General features: G+C 36.4%; 11 protein-coding genes. 3 read left to right on the forward strand and 8 right to left on the reverse strand.

Features of this window, described 5'->3' with window-relative positions:
- Nucleotides 1-303 precede the first annotated feature (303 nt).
- The 4 genes from ACSVDA_RS07235 to ACSVDA_RS07250 form a co-directional block, all read right to left on the reverse strand.
- Entirely contained in the window at nucleotides 304-3,000 is a 2,697-nt protein-coding gene (locus ACSVDA_RS07235; protein ID WP_485882032.1) for a M4 family metallopeptidase, read from the reverse strand.
- A gap of 656 nt (nucleotides 3,001-3,656) precedes the next feature.
- Entirely contained in the window at nucleotides 3,657-4,154 is a 498-nt protein-coding gene (locus ACSVDA_RS07240; protein WP_485882033.1) for a hypothetical protein, read from the reverse strand.
- A gap of 271 nt (nucleotides 4,155-4,425) precedes the next feature.
- Nucleotides 4,426-5,043, reverse strand: a complete 618-nt coding sequence (locus ACSVDA_RS07245) for a TetR/AcrR family transcriptional regulator (RefSeq protein ID WP_485882035.1) — start codon at nucleotides 5,041-5,043, stop codon at nucleotides 4,426-4,428.
- Nucleotides 5,000-6,280, reverse strand: a complete 1,281-nt coding sequence (locus ACSVDA_RS07250; protein WP_485882036.1) for an MFS transporter — start codon at nucleotides 6,278-6,280, stop codon at nucleotides 5,000-5,002. The genes ACSVDA_RS07245 and ACSVDA_RS07250 overlap by 44 nt, the downstream gene beginning before the upstream one ends.
- A 583-nt stretch (nucleotides 6,281-6,863) precedes the next feature.
- Here ACSVDA_RS07250 and ACSVDA_RS07255 point away from each other — a divergent pair.
- The 3 genes from ACSVDA_RS07255 to ACSVDA_RS07265 all read left to right on the forward strand — a co-directional run bounded on the left by ACSVDA_RS07255 (nucleotide 6,864) and on the right by ACSVDA_RS07265 (nucleotide 11,028).
- Nucleotides 6,864-7,121, forward strand: coding sequence for a helix-turn-helix domain-containing protein (locus ACSVDA_RS07255; protein WP_485882038.1), 258 nt, complete (start codon nucleotides 6,864-6,866; stop codon nucleotides 7,119-7,121).
- 91 nt (nucleotides 7,122-7,212) lie between these two features.
- The gene (locus ACSVDA_RS07260; RefSeq protein ID WP_485882040.1) at nucleotides 7,213-7,710 is read left to right on the forward strand and encodes a competence protein ComK; all 498 of its coding nucleotides are present in this window, start codon (nucleotides 7,213-7,215) and stop codon (nucleotides 7,708-7,710) included.
- A gap of 123 nt (nucleotides 7,711-7,833) precedes the next feature.
- The gene (locus ACSVDA_RS07265) at nucleotides 7,834-11,028 is read left to right on the forward strand and encodes an S-layer homology domain-containing protein (RefSeq protein ID WP_485882042.1); all 3,195 of its coding nucleotides are present in this window, start codon (nucleotides 7,834-7,836) and stop codon (nucleotides 11,026-11,028) included.
- A 446-nt stretch (nucleotides 11,029-11,474) separates the two neighbouring features.
- Here ACSVDA_RS07265 and ACSVDA_RS07270 read toward each other — a convergent pair whose 3' ends face one another.
- From ACSVDA_RS07270 to ACSVDA_RS07285, 4 genes are all read right to left on the reverse strand, one after another.
- Nucleotides 11,475-11,816: a hypothetical protein gene (locus ACSVDA_RS07270; RefSeq protein ID WP_485882044.1), complete on the reverse strand. Its 342-nt coding sequence runs from the start codon at nucleotides 11,814-11,816 to the stop codon at nucleotides 11,475-11,477.
- A 232-nt stretch (nucleotides 11,817-12,048) separates the two neighbouring features.
- Nucleotides 12,049-12,900 carry a hypothetical protein gene (locus tag ACSVDA_RS07275; protein WP_485882046.1) on the reverse strand — a complete coding sequence of 284 codons (852 nt, stop codon included), beginning with the start codon at nucleotides 12,898-12,900 and terminating at the stop codon, nucleotides 12,049-12,051.
- Nucleotides 12,901-13,207: 307 nt separating this feature from the next.
- The gene (locus tag ACSVDA_RS07280) at nucleotides 13,208-13,591 is read right to left on the reverse strand and encodes a hypothetical protein (RefSeq protein ID WP_485882048.1); all 384 of its coding nucleotides are present in this window, start codon (nucleotides 13,589-13,591) and stop codon (nucleotides 13,208-13,210) included.
- Between the two features lie 855 nt (nucleotides 13,592-14,446).
- Nucleotides 14,447-17,989, reverse strand: coding sequence for an S-layer homology domain-containing protein (locus ACSVDA_RS07285; protein WP_485882050.1), 3,543 nt, complete (start codon nucleotides 17,987-17,989; stop codon nucleotides 14,447-14,449).
- Nucleotides 17,990-18,007 lie beyond the last annotated feature (18 nt).

The following is an 18,007-nucleotide window of genomic DNA, read 5'->3' on the forward strand; positions in this document are numbered from 1 at the left end:
TTTTTGAAGGCGAATTTGTGTTTCTCTCGATTTTCTGTACGTGGAAAATCGAAGGTAGAAAACGAAATTGGCCTCGCGTTAATGGCAGTGAATCTAAGAAAACTCACTGCCAACAAATAAGATAATAGAGGCACTACCACTCTAAATAGAAAAAGGTGAATCTGAGCTCGCTCAAATTCACCTTTTTCACTTTTTGAGGCTAGTTATGTCCCAGCCTCTTTGAGTAAACGGCTTACCAACCGCCAACTTATTCAAGTTGTCAATAGTAGAAAAGGTATATACCTAGCTCTATTTTTATTAACCTTAGTTTCCTCCGCCAGTTCCTTCTCCTGCGCCTTCATCTGCTCCTTCTTCCTCTTCTTCCTCTTCTTCCTCTGTTCCCTCTTCATCTTCGTTGCCTACTTCTTCACTGCTTTCTTCTTCCTCGCTATTTTCATTTCCTACTTCTTCACTGCTCTCTTCACCAGTATCTTCGCCACTTTCTTCGCCTTCACTTATTTCTTCTTTTTCCTCACGTACAGGCGCAACGTAAGCATCTGGATCAGGCTTATCTGCTTCTTCTATTTCATCATAAAATGCTTCTGTTGCTTCTTGGTCAAATCCTTGTACTAGTGGTGTGTCGCTGAAGTAACCAACTTGATCAATTGTATAGCCGTACGCCGTAATACTGAAATCTGTATCTAATGTTGCATTAATTTCATCACCATCAACTACAACCCAAAATGCATTTTGCGCACCGTCATATGATGCTACAGTTGCACCAGTTCCGTCTGTAATATGAACAAAATCATATCTTGCTTCTGTTTCAAATGCTGAGAAGTGGATGGCTACTTGTTCAGCACCCGCTTTTTGATACGTAAATGTATCTGTGAAATTGTTTGAATATGGATGTGGTGTATCGTAGCTCATATTTTCATAGAACCATTCACCTTGAGAAGTCGTATCTCCTGGGAATGTTGCACTTAATGAATACGGGCTTGTGCTATTCGCGCCGTTGTAACCAATGACTTTCACATAGAATGTTTCAGCTCCAGAAGCTGAGAAGGTAATATTCTCGTTTGATGTTCTAGCGTTTTCAGATTGAGCTACAGTTGAACCGCTAGCATTTAGTAAATACAAATCGTAATCCTTAGGAACATTCGTTAAGTCAACAGTGATGTCTCCAGCACCACCAGTTGTGAACGTATAGAAATCTTCGTCATTTGCTGAAGAAATATAAGAAGTGTATGTGTCACCACTTACTATGCTGTGAGCCTCACTTAATGAATCATTTGGTTCAAATGTGTCATCAGGGTCTACAATAATATCGCCGCCGATTCCAACTGCTGAAAAGCCATCAGCAACTGCGTTATATTCTGTACCACCCTCACCGAATAAGTCAGCAGCTGATTGTAACAATGCGTTACGCGCATCGATAAACTGAGATTGTGACGTTAAATATCTTGTTAACGCACGGTAATAAATATCTCCTGATTTATCAAGTCCTATCGTTGTCGCTATATTATAGAAGGCTTTGTTAGGGATTCCACTATTGATGTGAACGCCACCCCAGTCGCCTTGTGGAGTATTTGGTAAAACGACGAAATCATCATAGTGAGCAGGCTGATTGTATAGCGTAGGATTTGAAATACTTCTTAACGCATCGCCACTTATATTAGGCGTATATACATCCTCACCTAATAACCAGTCTACTGAGCCTTCATAACCAGCCTCGACAATAACACCAAACACATCAGAGAATGATTCGTTTAAAGCACCAGGCTCAAACTCATATACTAAATCAGCTGAAAAATCAGTTACCGCATGTGTTAACTCATGGGCAACGACGTCTAATGATCCTGACAGCGCTGTAAATGTTGTGCCATCTCCATCTCCGTACACCATTTGAGTACCAACCCATGCCGCATTATTCCACGGTCGATTTAATGCATCTGGGTCACGAACGTGAACACTTGAAATAACATCACTACCTTGATCGTCGTAGCTGTTACGGTTATGCTCATTCTTAAAGTAATCATAGACAACGCCAGCATAAAAATGTGCATCTACTGCTGCTTTTTGACGAGAGGAGTTGAAATTGTTATCACTATCTGATACAAGTGTACCAGTCGCCCATTGATCCCCAGCATCATACGTTTCAATTCTGCCACTTGCCTTCGTGCGATCAGATAGATAATATGTTCCATTCTGTTCAAACGTATTAATTGTTTTCGTATCACCTAATACACCTGTTCCTGTGCCAGTCGTTTCTGCATGTTGTATTTGGTTAAACGACCTCAACACATCACCTTTCTTCGCATCAATGAAGAAAAATTCACGTCCAATATATGGCTCAAGGAACTGTAATTCTACTATATAAACTGGCATCCATTTGTTTTCATGCTTATATACATAAAGGTCGGAAGCTGGTTCAGTCGTATACGTATTTGCATCAGGTGTGAAGCTTAAGCTTGCTTCAGCTACCTGAATGGCATCAGCTTGTGAAAGTTTAACAGAATTACTCCATTTTTTATTCTCAAGCTTTGGCTCAACTTGCCCATTCATAGCTGTGACAACACCGTTAGCATCAGTATGAACGAGAAGCTCTGCCCCATATACAGGAATACCGTCAACAGTTAGCTGTGTACGATAATGAGTCATCCCAATATCATCTGTTGCTACATCGTTAATATTAAACTCCCCAGCCTCGACATTAAATACATCCTTATTCTCTTCGAGGAAACTTGAAATATCGGCATTTTTATCTGATAGTTTACCAGATACGTGGCGTGGAATGCCTTTCTTTTCATCCCATGACACTTTAAATTTCCCGTTTTGTTTTGTTGTTTTTTCACGTAGCTTATCTAGCTTCTGTTGCTGCTTTGTCTTCTCCTTCTGTTCTTTAGACACTTTTTCTGATTTTACCTCTACTGATGCAGTGCCTGTTGCTGGAACGAGTAACGTACTTAGTGCTAATCCTGTTGCTAGTGCTGATGAAACAATTTTTCTGTTCTTTTTCATTTTTCTCCTCTTTTCTCTTTTTTTAGTGAGCCCCTTCAAAGGATTTTACAAAGTAATCAAATGTGAAAAATATGAATAAAAGTTGCAAGCGTATCTGGAACCATAAAAAGTTGTAAAACTTTCTACAAAATTAGCCCACATGTAAACTTTACAAAATTCAAAATATTAGTTCAATACATTTTGCCATAATTGAATAATTCCTCCTATAAAGACATGAATATACATTTTTCCGTGTTATTTTTATAGTCAAATAGTTTGATACTAGATCAATAATAGATATACTGGACAAACGTTTTGATCCTTCAAAACAAGGTGATTAACCCATTCTATCTTTGTATATAAATTCATTATTTCTCTCATTCACAACATTATTGTGTTAACGCACCAAAGTGTAAAAGTAGTTTCTCAAAGCAAACAAAAAGAGAGCAATCGCCATAATAGCACTGCTCTCGTCAATGAACGACCTTATTGAAGTTTTTTGTCGTTTCATGATAAATTAAATCTATTTATGTAGCATCCTTTTGATTGTAGCAAAATGATGTGAACGCATTGCTTGAATTTCCACATACTATTATTTCAACATAATGGATGTGTGATAATAGACTTATGGCCAGTGAAAAAGCACTACGCTACTTTACGGTCATAAATCTTTTTTTTTATAAGTTTTTTGTTAATGGTACGTTTGTTTCTACTCTACCTTCAACAATAATAACACTCTCTAATTCTTTTGCGATTTCTTTATCAATTTCAATAACAAATGTTCTCGGAGTTGCATCACTCGTACAAGGCCCCTTCATTGAAGATAAAGAAACTGTGATCGATTTGTTATTAGAGCTTTGCTTCATTCTTTTTATGTTGTATGGACAAGAACCAGACTCATGAAGTCCAATGAAAAAAACCGCCTTCTCGTTAAAGTCTACAAGTGGCATATCATCTTCAAAATTAAATAAATCCCATGCTTCTTCAAAGTCTGATTCATTAACGACTTTGCTCACTAAATAATCACTGTAAGGCGTTTCTTGTCTTTCAAAAGCAATTTCTTGAAAATTTGTTGGTAAAACCTTTTCACTTGCTATCACGTTCATGCCATCCTCTATGTTGTTGCAACCGAATAATAATAACATCAATATTCCAGAAACAAGTAATTTCCGCACATCATTCACTCCCTACCTACAATGATTAGACGTCAAGAATATAGAAAAGTTCCACATATATATAAACAGTTTTTACCAGTATATGCATATTAACAATTACCCGCATACCTTTATTTAACCATCATTCAGTAGAACACGCGAAAAAGAGCATATGCCTATTCACATTGCTCTTAGCTTCACCATTTATATCATTTTCTTCATGAATTCCCGAAATATTTTACTTATATTCGATCTCCTCGGTTAGTGACAATAACACTTCCCAGTACCCAAACTAGTTCTTCGTAACTCCTAACGCTTGTGTAAGATACATTTTCAAGCCTTCAAATTGCTCAACGATATGTGCTCTTTCATAGCCAACCATATGTGTATTTAAGTATAAGCCGTCTGTAATATTGCTAAGAAAGAGTACAATTGCCTGTAAAGGTTGTATTGGTTTGAATTCACCTGCGTCGACACCTATTTGTAAAAAGTCTTCTAACACTTTCATATTTCTATCCACTCTTATTTGTAAAAATGGGCCTCTTTCCTTGTATCTCGAGCTCATAATAAAATACTCAGATTGAACCATGCCGAATTCGCTTTTAAGACTTTTCAAATTGCCTTCGAACTCATTTAGATAATTGCACAGAGCTTGCCATATCGTTTCATTGTCACTTGCAAGTTGATTAACGTATGCGCTAAATCTCTTATCTCTGTCGTCCATAATGGCTTGGAACATTTCATCAGTGCTAGAAAAATATTTATATACTCCTCCGCGACTAAATTCCGTCTCATTAACGATATCAGTCATCGTCGTTGACCCAAACCCTTTTTCACAAAATACCTTTTCTGCTACGTCCAATATTTCACGACGTCGTCTCTCCTTGTAATCGTCCGTGACCTTTGGCAACTCGATCCCCTCTTTCTAAAAATCTTGTTATGATAAATGTCGCGATTCCTACAACTGTTAATAGGCTTCCTGACAGAAGAATTGCACTAACTACACCAAATGCTTCAGCTAACAGCCCACCCATAGCCATACCGATGAGTGCGGCAAACGTCGTCATACTATTAATCGTTCCAAACACTCTACCACTTAATTGTACAGGAGTCGCTTTTTGAGCGCCAACGTTAAATGAAATGATAATGATTCCTGCTGATGTACCAGCAATAAAGAATAAGATCGGAAAGATAACCATAATCATTGATGCTGGTAAATGAATGAGTAACGGAAGCACTGCAAAGCATAAGCCCAGAATAGTCGCACCTATTGCAATCGCAAAATTGATCGGTAATGACTTCTTTTTCCGCGTAAGAATCGCTGATACGATGAACATTCCCGCTCCACTCGCAGCCATACAATAGCCTAGTAGATCAATCGTATTACCATCTATATCGCGAAATAAAATGACGAGCTGCGAATCTGCAATTTGTAGCACGAATAGTGACAGACTTAGCACGATTAGACCAAATAACAAACTTGGAAAACCTTTTAGAAATTGGAAACCTTCCTTCAGTTGGCTGAAAAACGCAACCTTTTGTTCAGCAGGCTTAGCTTCAACCTTCTCGTAAGTACTTTTTTTGATACCGATAAGTAATAATGCAGATACAATAAATGTTGCCGCATCAATATAAAATGCCCAGTAGATACCAGCCGTTGACACAAGAACACCACTGATCATCGGTCCAACAATTTTACTTCCATTATCAATCATGCCACTAATCCCCATTGCCTGCTGCATTTGTTCATCATCTACAATTTCCTTCAGCTTACCGTTTTTCGCTGGTACAAATAAACTACTAAAAGCCCCTTTAATAAATAATAAAACATATACTTGCCAAAGACTTGTAACAAAGACGAAACCAATGACAACGAGACAGCGAACGATATCTGATATTATCATCATTTTCTTCCGGTCAAAACGATCTGCGAACACACCAGCTAATGGACCGAACAAGATCATCGGCAATGCCATACTGAGCATGACACCAGCCATTTGTAATGGTGATACCTCCCACTTCAATCCGACTAAAGCCATTAACGCAAGAACGTCTAACCAGTCCCCAAAGCTTGATACGAGCTGTGACGCAATCAAATATACGTATTGCTTATTTTTTAACAAACTGTTTTGCTTTGTAGCTTCCATTGTTAAAATCCCCCTAATATTTATTATAAAGTGACAACACCGTCACTAAGTGACAACCTTGTCATTTATTATAAGTGACAATACCGTCACTTTCAAGTATATTTTTCAATTTTTTGTTATTTTTTTACTCAGACATATATTAAAACGCTAAAAATCGCTTTAAACCACGTTTTAATGCATATTAACGAGGAGCCTTTTATCCATTTATAAAGGCTCATTTTGTAAACTTCATTGCTTTCTTCACTTTTATTTAAGTACCCGAGGTGTTTTATATGACTGTCATAGTCTTAAAGAAGAAAAGATTTGTGGTTAGGTTTTTTAGGAAAACAACAAAGCCAAAACAGCTTTTTATAAGTCTTGCTATTTTTAACAAATTTGTACTATATGTTTTTAAGGAGAATGGATGTATGTCGTGAACGCTATACGTGCATTTTTCTTCATACGAGTAACAACCAGCAATGCAAAAACAACCTTGATAAAAAAACATTTCTCTTTTTCCTAGTTATTTACATTTAGAGTCTTACAGGAAGTGTACTCTCTCATTTTTCCATTTGATAATAGTTTTAAAAAAGGAGAGAAGCACTTGGAAGAACGAGAGATTTTTGGAAAAGCTGTTGGTAAGTATGTTAGATTAAGAAGATTTAGTAAGAAGTTAACACTAGAGGATCTAGCGGAAATTACAGGCCTTGATGATAAAAATCTAGGAAAAATAGAACGTGGTGAAAAGATTCCGACGACATTTACCCTTTATAAGCTTCATAAAGGTCTAGATATGAGTGTTGACAGCCTTTTTGAACAAGTTACTGAAGAACTAAAAGCGATAAAGCAAAATAAGAAGTAACCATCCCCGTCCTCCCCACTCTGTCCACATGATTAAACTCGTGCATTTTCCCCTATCTACTATTATCCTCAATAAAGGAGTGTCATTTCCTATGGAAAAAGTATTGCTAGATTATGAGATCAATCAAAGTACAATGGTACTATTACCAGCTACTCATTGTGACTATGACACCATTGTTTACGAGCAACAGCGACAAATAGTTATCGCTAAAACACCATTACAGCTCGTCAAAGCAGCCTGCTTAGACGGAGGTGCTACTTATGAAGGAAGACGTACCGCTATGACACATCTCACTGGCTCAAGGCAAAAGGTTCCAATACCAGTTAACCCGCAAAAACATATATTCGCTTTTCCTACGCAATCCCCACAACGCTTTGAAAACAGCTGGATTTTTCACCACTACATCAAACAAATCCAACCTTATACATCATCCACAAAAACTGATATTCAGTCGATTATTACGTTTACGAATGACCAGCAGCTACAGATGAAAGAGTCACATTATATACTAGAAAAACAAATGCATCGAACAGCCATGTGTATTTTTCAATTCACTAGTCAGCACCGTGACAGCATGCGACATTTTTAACGGCTAAAAAGCACTAGAATTTTGTCTAAAAACCTATGAGATTCCTTTTATTCATGCTAGATTTATAGTATTCTTAAATTGGTAATTAATAGTTTATAACGAAATATAAGGAGGTATTTCCATTTGAATAATAAGAAATTTCTCGCTTCAGCTATTTCTGCTGCCCTTGTCGCAAGTGTAGCGACTCCAGCTGCTATACATGCCAAAACAAACTTTACTGATTTAAAAGCAGGAGAAACCTTTTACACAGAAGTCCAAACATTTGTCGAAAAAGGAATCATTACAGGCTATCCTGATGGTACATTTAAGCCATATCAATCGTTATCAAGAGGACAAGCAGCAAAGCTTTTCACCCGCGCGCTCGACATCGATATTCCTAATAATGTCGACGAGCTAATTGCAGACTATACAGATATTCAGCCAGGCTCTGAATTCGCAGATTATGTCGCAGCTATGAAAAGTGCTAACCTCTTAAAAGAGGATGGAGATAACGTATTTAACGCAGGTGCACCGCTAACGAGAGATGTAATGGCGATGTGGCTTGTGAAGGCGTTTAATTTAAAGTCAATTCCTGATGTCAATGTTACGTTAACAGATTTACATACAGTCGGTTCAGAATACGTTGACGCTGTTAAAGTGCTGTTCCAAAATGGCATTACGACAGGTAAAGATGATGGTAGATACGCTCCTGCAGAAGCCGTTAAACGTGGACAATTTGCAGCATTTATGTATCGTTCCATGTTCAGAATAGAATCTGTAGAAGCTGTACCTGACATGACGTTTGATATTAGTGAAGAAGTCGTCTTACCAGACACTGTTCAAGTTTCATACTATGACGGTAAAACAGAAGAAGCAGCAGTTAGTTGGAATGACAAAGACTTTGACTTTACGAAACCAGGAGTCTACGAACTAATTGGTTCAGTGTCAGGCGTCGATAAAAAGGTCTATACAACGGTTGTTATTGAAGATGGTCCGTTAGCAATTAAAGATATTACTGCACCGAATTTACGCCAAATAGAAATCGATTTAAATCATGATCGATATAATAGTGACATCGTGGAAAATATGCGTTATTACGACATCGTTGATGACCGGGATGATAACATTGAGATCGCTCAAATTAGAGCTGATAAAGACAAAATTATTATTACGCTTGACGAGGTACAACAAAATAACTCAGACGTTTACGTCACTGTTGATGAAACGATTACAGGAGAAGAACATGGAGAAAGAGTTGAGTTTCTAGACACAACGGTACCTGAAGTTGTTGACGTGACTGCCATCAGCAAACGAAACATTAAAGTGAGCTTCTCTGAAGCAATGGATTTTGATGCATTGCATGGAGAAGAGATTACTAACAGAGACATCAAATCAGCATTTGAAATTGACGATGACAAATATTCAATAAAGTCGATGACCGTTACTGATCATGGTAAAGCTGTCAATATCGAGCTATATTCAACGATTAAAGAAGGCGATCATACGTTAACACTAGTTGATCAATTATTTGATTATGGGAAGTATCAAGTAAAAAGCTCAACATTTGAGTTTGACGTTGATTATGACAATACAGACCCTACATTAGAGCGAGTGACGAATATTCAGCCTAACCAATTTACACTTGTCTTTAACAAAGACATCCAGCTTGATGATGAAGACAGAGACTTCGAAGAAAGCTTCTACCATACGAATCGTTCACACGAAGCACAAACAGTCTATCAAAAAAATGAAAGAGAAATTGTCGTCATCTTTGGTCAGAATGATTTAATTGAAGGTGACACAGAAATCTTCGTTGATTCATATGCCATTTATGACTTATGGGGCAATCCGAATGGTTCTATTGTTGAGTCAATTTCATTAAGTGATGATGAAACATCACCTATTATCGAGAATGTAAAGATGATTAGTGAAGAGGAAGCTTCTACTAGCTACGTCCAGTTACTCGTTACGTTCTCTGAACCAGTAAATACAGACACAGCTTTAGACACGGAGAACTTCTCAATTTATGATGATGATGACAATGATTTATTCATTAAGAGGGTTGAAGTTGAAGAAGATGCATATGATGATCAAACGTTTATCATTACGTTAGATACTCGCTACGGAGAATTACCGAAAGCTGAATACACGTTAAAAGCTTACGATATTGAAGATTTATTTGAAAATGAATTAGATGAAAACAAATATACGTTTGAAGCTGGCAGTGAAGTGCCACCAGAAGACTTTACAGCAAATGTATTCGTAGATGATGATGCGCTATACTTCGTCATTGATTTCAATGAAAGAATGGCTACAACAGGACAATACTCAATTGAAGATTTAAGCAAATACGAATTAGCGTATAATAACGATTCTGTGCTATTAGATGATTTAGATGATGAGAGCAATGTAAAAATAAGCACAAACCCTTATGATAGTGGCAAAATGCTGGAAATTGTAATTAAAAGAACAGGGATATTATCAGAGGCGTATGAAAACTTTTTAGATGACATATTTGACGATATTTATATGAACTATGTCAATAAAGTTACGTTATCTGTTGCCATGGTCGCAAATAATAATGGTGTACGGACAGCAAGCTTAACCAACGAAATTGAGTTGGATTCTGAAGAGAGCTTTTCTACTGGTAATGAAGAAATTGTCGCGCTAAAGACTGACACGATTCAAGTGACATTTGATGAACCACTCTATGACTTTGACATATATGACTTTGAAATATATGTAGATAAGAATGGAAATCATAATGCTGATGCAAGCGAAATTCTTGATATCGATGATTACGACATCGAGATGGAAGATGATGAAACGGTGTTAACGATTATGTTAGAAGATTATGATAAGTTGGATCATGATGCCAAAATTGATGATGATAAAATCTATATTACAACGATTGATGATCCTTACACAACAAACCGTTTCGGACAAACGATAGAAATTAATGATGAGCTCGTCCAGGATCGCATATCACCTGAAATAGCATTTGATGATGATAAAGCAGAAGTGTATGTTCATGATTATCAAGGTCATAATAACAAGGCTATCATTAGCATGACCTTCACTGAGAATATGGACGAAGACACACTATCTAGGTTATCATTTGAAGTTGGTGGAGGAAAATACGAGGTCGAGTCGGCTTCAGTCGTTGACGAAGTAGTTTACCTCGTTGTTAAATTCGACGGAAACGACCCTGTGGAGCTTATAGGTGAATTTGTGGAGCAAACAAACCCAATCACTGATAAAAATAACAACACAATTAATAATATTGAAGTAGTAATTGAAGATGAGAAAGGTCAGAAGAGCACTGACGACATTTCTTAATACTGGTAAGTAATGAGCAACACCCTAGTATGTGAGGTTTAGCCTTGTTCTAGGGTGTTTTTCATATATTAATAAACTTTGGATACAATCTTTCATCTTGCGGCTTTCAAAATCATAGAATACTAATATCGCTAAAATTGACATTTTTCACAAGAAAAAGGTCTCATCAATCAATATTTTCGTATCATTATCCAAATCCCATAACTTTTGCAGATTGGAATCAATACGAACACATCAATAGAGGACCTATAAACAAATACTTCTACGCTTATAAAATTCGCTTTGTAAATATATAATATTAACTAGTTACTATGAAAGAATTAGAACACTAATTAGATATAGAAACGGAGTCTAAGTTGTTTAGACATAGGAGAGTTTTATGTAGATTCTAAGATTGAAGAACTAACATTTGTGAAGTTGATAATAGTTTGTTAATTGTATGTATCTTATACAGCTACATTTGGACTTTTTGATTTTCTTAAAATACCCATTAAGCCTGCAGGAATAAGAAATAAAGCTGGAATAACTCCAAATAAACTAATAGAAACTAAAATTGCAATTCCACTAATTAACATGAGGCCTCCGCCCAATTTTGCTTTAAATTTTACGACAATTGCACCAATAATTGCAAGCGCACTAAACAAAAATGCACTAACACCTAAACTACTAATTTCACTAGATCCAGAAACTACTTCGTCTACTGTTCCAATGAACAAAGCTAAAAATGCACCGCCAAACCCTAGTAATCCACCAAGAATACCTAAAATCATTTCAGTTAATCTACTCATCGTTTACCTCCTTATATAGTATATATATAATTTACCATATTTTAGAGTTTTTGTAGTTCTATTTTTACAATTTATTCATATTAATGGAATTTCAAGGACCTTTCAGACTATTTGCTAGTAATAAAAGCACATAGTACACATCCTTGCTTATAAGTAGTATTTATAATAAAAAAAGATAGAAGGCAGAACCCCTCTATCTTTCCATATTCTCATTCAATTTATTAGAGATTTACTATATTCCTTGCTCGTAAAGTTCCTTGACGTAATCAAAGCTCGGCTTGTATTGTAGCTTTTGTTGTAATAAATTTTGTAATACTACTTCTTCAGTTGTATCTTCAATAATATCTACAGGTGATAATTCTACATCATCTTCAACAGGTTGAGAATTAACTAAGTCTGTTTCCGTTACGCTAGCTGCAATTATTTCTGCTGGCTCAGTAATACCTTGGCTTGTAGGAAATGTTCCTGCAACCAATGTTTCTAGATGATTTTTCATTTCCGTGTTCTCAGCAATATACGCATTATCATACCACATATTTTGTTCAAACTTACCTTGTGATACGACGAGCGGGGAATTCCATTTGCTATCAAAGAAATCATCACTCGGTTCAGCAACACCGTATTTAGAGGCTATATAGCTAGTGTTGTTTAAGCCAACGATGTATGGTACGACACCTGGTGCATTATTAAACTTTTCTATATTTTCTTCTAAATTCTTTTGAAAGTTAGCAGCCTTTTCTCTATCTCCAGCTAATTCTGCTTCCTTTATCGTTTGTATATTATTTTCTATAAGCATCCCATAATAAACTTTGTTTGGTGTAGCCTGTCCATTCACCGTTTCATACCAAGCTGGATGTTGCTTAGCTTGAAAATCATAGTACTTAGACCAATCGTTATTTTGAATAGAGTCTAGTATTAAATCATTACGCTGCACCTTTACATCAAACAGCGGGTTAATCTTACGCGCCTCATCATCAAAGACTTGCTTCCATTCTGTTTGCCCTGTACTGTTTTCATTACTGCTTACATACATTCCATTATTAGATATGACACCATCTAAAGGTGCTGATGAAAACATGACCATCTAGTTAATCCCCCTATCGAACAGTAACTATGTTTTATATATAAGGTATAAGTAAAAGACTAATTACTAATCTATTAATTAAACTTACTAATAAAAAATACATTTGACTAAAGGTTGTCTGTTTAATACTGGCTAATGGATGAATTGGAGAATCCACTCCATTATTAATAGAGTAGCAAAGTTTTCCTATGATGGCAATGTATATGAAGTAATATGAGCCAAAAGGCATGATCGTTAGGTTTATTGACCTAGTCAGCATAAAAAACACAGAGAGTTTTCCCCTCTGTGCTTCCTTCTTTTGATGGAGTTATTCTGATGTAAATTGATTTAACAAGAGATCGTAGTCTTCTTCTGTTACTGGACTCCAAGCCTCAGCCTGTTCATCCTTACTTTTTTCTAGCTTGAGTTCTTCTTCACTTAATATAAATTGATAATCTTTTCCCTCGTAGTTCCCAGTCAGGCGCCAAACAGTGCCTTCTTCATTTGCTTGTTCTGCTGAGACAGTAGCAAAGTTTTTGTCAAAAAGAGCAAGAAAATCTTCGCCACTTGATGCTTCATGATTTAAAAGCATGTCCTTTACACTATTATCTACCCCCTCTAGTTTGTCGCTTGTATTATTTCCTGAGCATGCTGTAAGGATGGAGAACAAAATAAGAATTATAGCAAAAATCAAAATGAAATTTTTTTTCATATGATTCGACTCCTCATATATATTCGTTATTTTTATGATTGTAGCATGAATATTTTACGATAGAGTTACGAAGGATATACAAAATTATTTCAAAACCGATACTTTTTTTATGTAATAAAATTCCACTTATGTATTTTAATACTTAAGTTTTTAGAATTTGAGTTGCATTCAGATTCTAACTATAGTAAAAATATTAGTCTTATATAGATCATAACAGAATTATTATCTAGATATAGCAGTAAGATATCAGAGTAAAATGAGTGTTAAAATTTTTTGAGATATAGTATTTGCACTATTTAATAGGTCATTTTAGAAAAAAAATCATTAGACAACCTTATGTAGTTAAGTAATAAACTAATTTAAAAGAGATATCATTCGTTATCTCTATTACTTTCTATTCTTTCTCATCAAACATTACTTATGATTTTTGTAAATATCACTTTTTAAGGTCATTCTTTTTGCTTACAGTATAAACTTATATTTCTAAAATAAGTTCAATTTCTTTTAAATGATTTAAGTTTCGATTTATTCTGCCATTGTTTCCCTTCTTATTCAGAGGCAAAGTTCAAAACGTTTCTATTTAGACATTTATTTCTAACTTGAAGCCTTGATTTTGCTTTTTATCCCTTATACAACTTCCATGTGTACTTGTAAATACTATTCCTAGTTTTGTACACCTTTATGTAAACATCTTATTACCAAAACATTATAAATTTAAACCATATTTGTATAATTGATAATAAATAGTAGTACTGAGAAACTGTATCCATTCTTGTGATTATTAACCAGATAGCATAAAAAAACAAGGAGCCTTTAGGCTCCTTGTTTCAAGTAAACTTAATAATAATGTATTTATTACTGTAAATCTAGAGTATCAGAAGCGTCATTACCTGCAGCATCTTCAACATCAGTAGCAGTTACAGTTACTGGAGTTCCAGTTTCAACTAATGCATCCGCATCAGTAATTGTGTATTGAACTGTATCAGTACCATTACCACCAGTAACAGATCCTGTTACAGTAATAGCTGATCCATTTTCGAATGATAATCCATTATCTGCAACAGTTACATTTTCAGAGAATGCTAACGTTAATACGTCTGATCCACCAGAGAATGTTCCAGTAGCAGCAGCATTCACAATGTCACCAGTTTGACCATTAAGAACTGCATCAACACTTCCTGTTGCATCAATTGCAGCAGCTAAGTCAATGAAAGTAGGTGTATCTCCACCTAAGTCAATTGACAATACTCCTGAAGCGAATGCTACAGTTAAACCACCTGAACTTGAGTCAGTTATTTCCCAAGTGACACTATTTCCAAATGCACCAGCCACACTTGCATCAGTAAGAACAAGGTCAAGATTGCCGTTACCAACTCCAGTAATAGATGAAGTAGCAGCTACTGAACTTGATAAAGCAACAGATTCAAATAATGGGTTTACATCATCAGCCACATTTACAGCATCTACAGTGTCATCTAAAAGGTCACCGTTATCAAATTCAACAGATTCACCATCAGCGATAGTAAGTGTTCCTAAAGCAGCTGTTTCAAAACCTGCATCTGGAGTGATTGTTAACACTACAGTATCGTCATTAGGAGTTGCTCCAGTTGAATAGTTTGTTACAGTTGCATTTTCAATTTCAAAGTCTGTAATTGATACAGAGCTATCCTTTACTTCATGATTGAAAGTAACAGTAACTGTATCTACTTCTCCATCACCAGAGTCATCTGTAGCTACTACTGAAGTAAATGCAGCTGCTGGATCTGGAGTTGGTGGTACGATATCATCAATTCCTTGGATGTAAAGGTCATAAACACCTTCATCTTCATCACGTGCAGTTACAGTAATTTCATCTTCAGGATCGATATTTTCAAGTACCTCAATTAACTCATCTTCATCTATTGCTAAATAAACACCGCTATCTAAGAAGTAAAGTCCAGTTACTGAATACTGTGCTGCATCATATCCATCAAATGTAATAGTGTTGTAATCTGTATCAAATGCATCTTTTGTAACTACACCTGTATGAACAGCACCAAGTGGTCTTTCATCAGTAAATTCAACAAAAGTAGAATCATCCGGTAATGAAACTTGAGATGCTGATGCATATACATCTAAATCAGTTGGGCTATCTACAACTACTTTAATTTTAGCCACACCATTAACAGCTTCTTTATCAACAGATTCACGACCTACTGTATAATCGTGTCCATCAACTGTAAAACCACTTAAGTTTGTGTGTAAATCAAATGTAGCAATGAAATCCTCAGTATCATCGTCAAAATAAGGTTTGTTGTTTTGATCTAATGCTGTATATACGAAAGTAACTTCCGTTCCTGTTGGTAGTACATCACCTTCATCAAAACCGTCAATTGTTAACGATGCATTTTCAATTACTGCGTCACCGAAGTATACGATTTCACCTTCAGCTTGAGAATCACTTGAATCAAGTTCAAATGCATCTTTACCGTTATCTAGATAAACCGTTGGGACAGCATAAGCTTCTTCATTACTCTTATCGTGGTTACCAGTTAATGTGAATTCAGCTACACCATCTTCATCAGTTACTAGTCTAACATAAGGATTGTCATCTTCATCAAACTTTTCATCATTAATCCAAATGTTACCATCGAATTTTTCTAAAGTAACATAAACTTTTGTGCCTTTAGGTACAATCTCACCATCTTCATCTTTGACAGTTACTTTGTAGTCACGTCCACCGTCACCTTCTAAAGATTTTTCTGATGCATATTTCGTTCCGATAGATTCAACAGTCAACTCAACATCATCTTCATGAGCAAATGTAACAGTTGCTGCTTCGGCTTGAAGCTCAGTAGCATCTAAACGATCGTTTCCAGTCCAATCATTGTCTGCATCGTAATCACCATCAAAGAATACGATAGGAGTAACTTCAGCGTCGTCACCAGTGATAGTAAATGTAGCTTCACCTTTACTATCAAGTTTTACACGTACTTCATTTACTTTACCATCTACATATTGGTAAGGGTATGAATTCTTTCCAACAGAAGCGTCAGTAACCGTTACTGAGCGAACAGCTTCGTCTGGATGTACATTTACATTCTCAGCAAATGTAATGTTTACATATTCACCAGCTTCTGCACCACCACTTGGTGTAGTTGCTTTTACTTTGTAAACTTTTTTAGCACCGTTATCTAAAGCGTTACCTTCTTTAACCTCTGTAATAGATAAGCGCTCTGTTACACCCCAGTAAACCATTCCGCTTGTAGAACGAAGGTCTGCGTTACCAGTTGCGTAAGCAGTTACGTAGTCTTCTCCACCAGAGTATTGAGTGTAAGAATATTCAGCAATACCATCTTCGTTAGTGAATACTTCCACTACTTGAGCATCGTTGAATTTACCATCAGCTGCGATGTTGAATGTAACAGGAATACCAGCTTTTGATTCTCCATCAGCTACAGTTACTTCAGCTGCAACAGTTACTTCTTTACCTACGATACCTTGAATAGAGTGAGATACTACTTCGATGTCAGTAGGAACGACTGCAGATACACCTTCGAAGCTTCCTACTTCTTCGCCGTTAACTGTTACTGTGTATACATCTCCACCTTCTTGAGGTGATGTAGTTAATACAGCTACTTTGCTGTTAGTTTGTTTGATTGCTGCGTTTTCAACTTCTAAGCCTTCGATAGCGAAGTCTAAAGCATCGATATCTTCAATACCATCTTCAAACATTACTTCAACAGTAGTAGTGTTGATTGCTTTTACTGAAGCGCTTAGGTCAACATCATATCCTAATGCACGGTATAAGAATGTAGCGAATTGAGCGCGAGTTACGCTGTCAGCGCCGTCAAAGATTGTACCGTTATCTCTTCCAGTAGTAATTCCGTTTTGGAATAATACTGATACGTTATCTCTGTGAGAAACGTCAATTGTGTCAAGGTCAGTTAATGTAACGTCAACGTCGTTAGCTTCTAAACCGAAAGCACGAACGATAACTGAAGCCATTTGAGCACGAGTTAATACGTCCTCAGCTCCGAACTCACCGTTGCTTCCTTTGAAGATGCCAGCAGCTTTAACTGCAGCAGCTGCTGCTAAAAGCTCTTGATCTGAATGTCCTTCTAAATCAGAGAAAGAGTTAAGATCTGCAGGTACTTCAAGGCCTAAAGCACGTTGGAATAATTTCGCAGCTTGACCGCGAGTTAATGTTAAGTCTGGTCCGAAAGTTCCGTTAGGGAACCCGTTAATAATACCTTCATTTGCTAATGCAGAAATCTCATCATGAGCCCAATAACTAGAGCTAACATCAGAGAAATCATTTGCAGCGCTAGCTGCTACTGGTCCGATTGCAGTTGCTACTAATGCAGCTGAAACAGAACCGGCTAAAAACTTACGATAAGATTTTGGTTGGTAAGCCATTGAATAATTTCCTCCCTT

The organism is Cytobacillus sp. Hm23 (assembly GCF_051842895.1).
In the GTDB taxonomy this organism is placed as follows: domain Bacteria; phylum Bacillota; class Bacilli; order Bacillales; family SM2101; genus Nanhaiella.

Excerpts from the sequence above, each read along its gene's own strand:
- ACSVDA_RS07235 (WP_485882032.1), bottom strand. The coding sequence starts at position 3,000 with ATGAAAAAGAACAGAAAAATTGTTTCATCAGCACTAGCAACAGGATTA.
- ACSVDA_RS07250 (WP_485882036.1), bottom strand. The coding sequence starts at position 6,280 with ATGGAAGCTACAAAGCAAAACAGTTTGTTAAAAAATAAGCAATACGTA.
- ACSVDA_RS07260 (WP_485882040.1), top strand. The coding sequence starts at position 7,213 with ATGGAAAAAGTATTGCTAGATTATGAGATCAATCAAAGTACAATGGTA.
- ACSVDA_RS07270 (WP_485882044.1), bottom strand. The coding sequence starts at position 11,816 with ATGAGTAGATTAACTGAAATGATTTTAGGTATTCTTGGTGGATTACTA.
- ACSVDA_RS07275 (WP_485882046.1), bottom strand. The coding sequence starts at position 12,900 with ATGGTCATGTTTTCATCAGCACCTTTAGATGGTGTCATATCTAATAAT.
- ACSVDA_RS07280 (WP_485882048.1), bottom strand. The coding sequence starts at position 13,591 with ATGAAAAAAAATTTCATTTTGATTTTTGCTATAATTCTTATTTTGTTC.
- ACSVDA_RS07285 (WP_485882050.1), bottom strand. The coding sequence starts at position 17,989 with ATGGCTTACCAACCAAAATCTTATCGTAAGTTTTTAGCCGGTTCTGTT.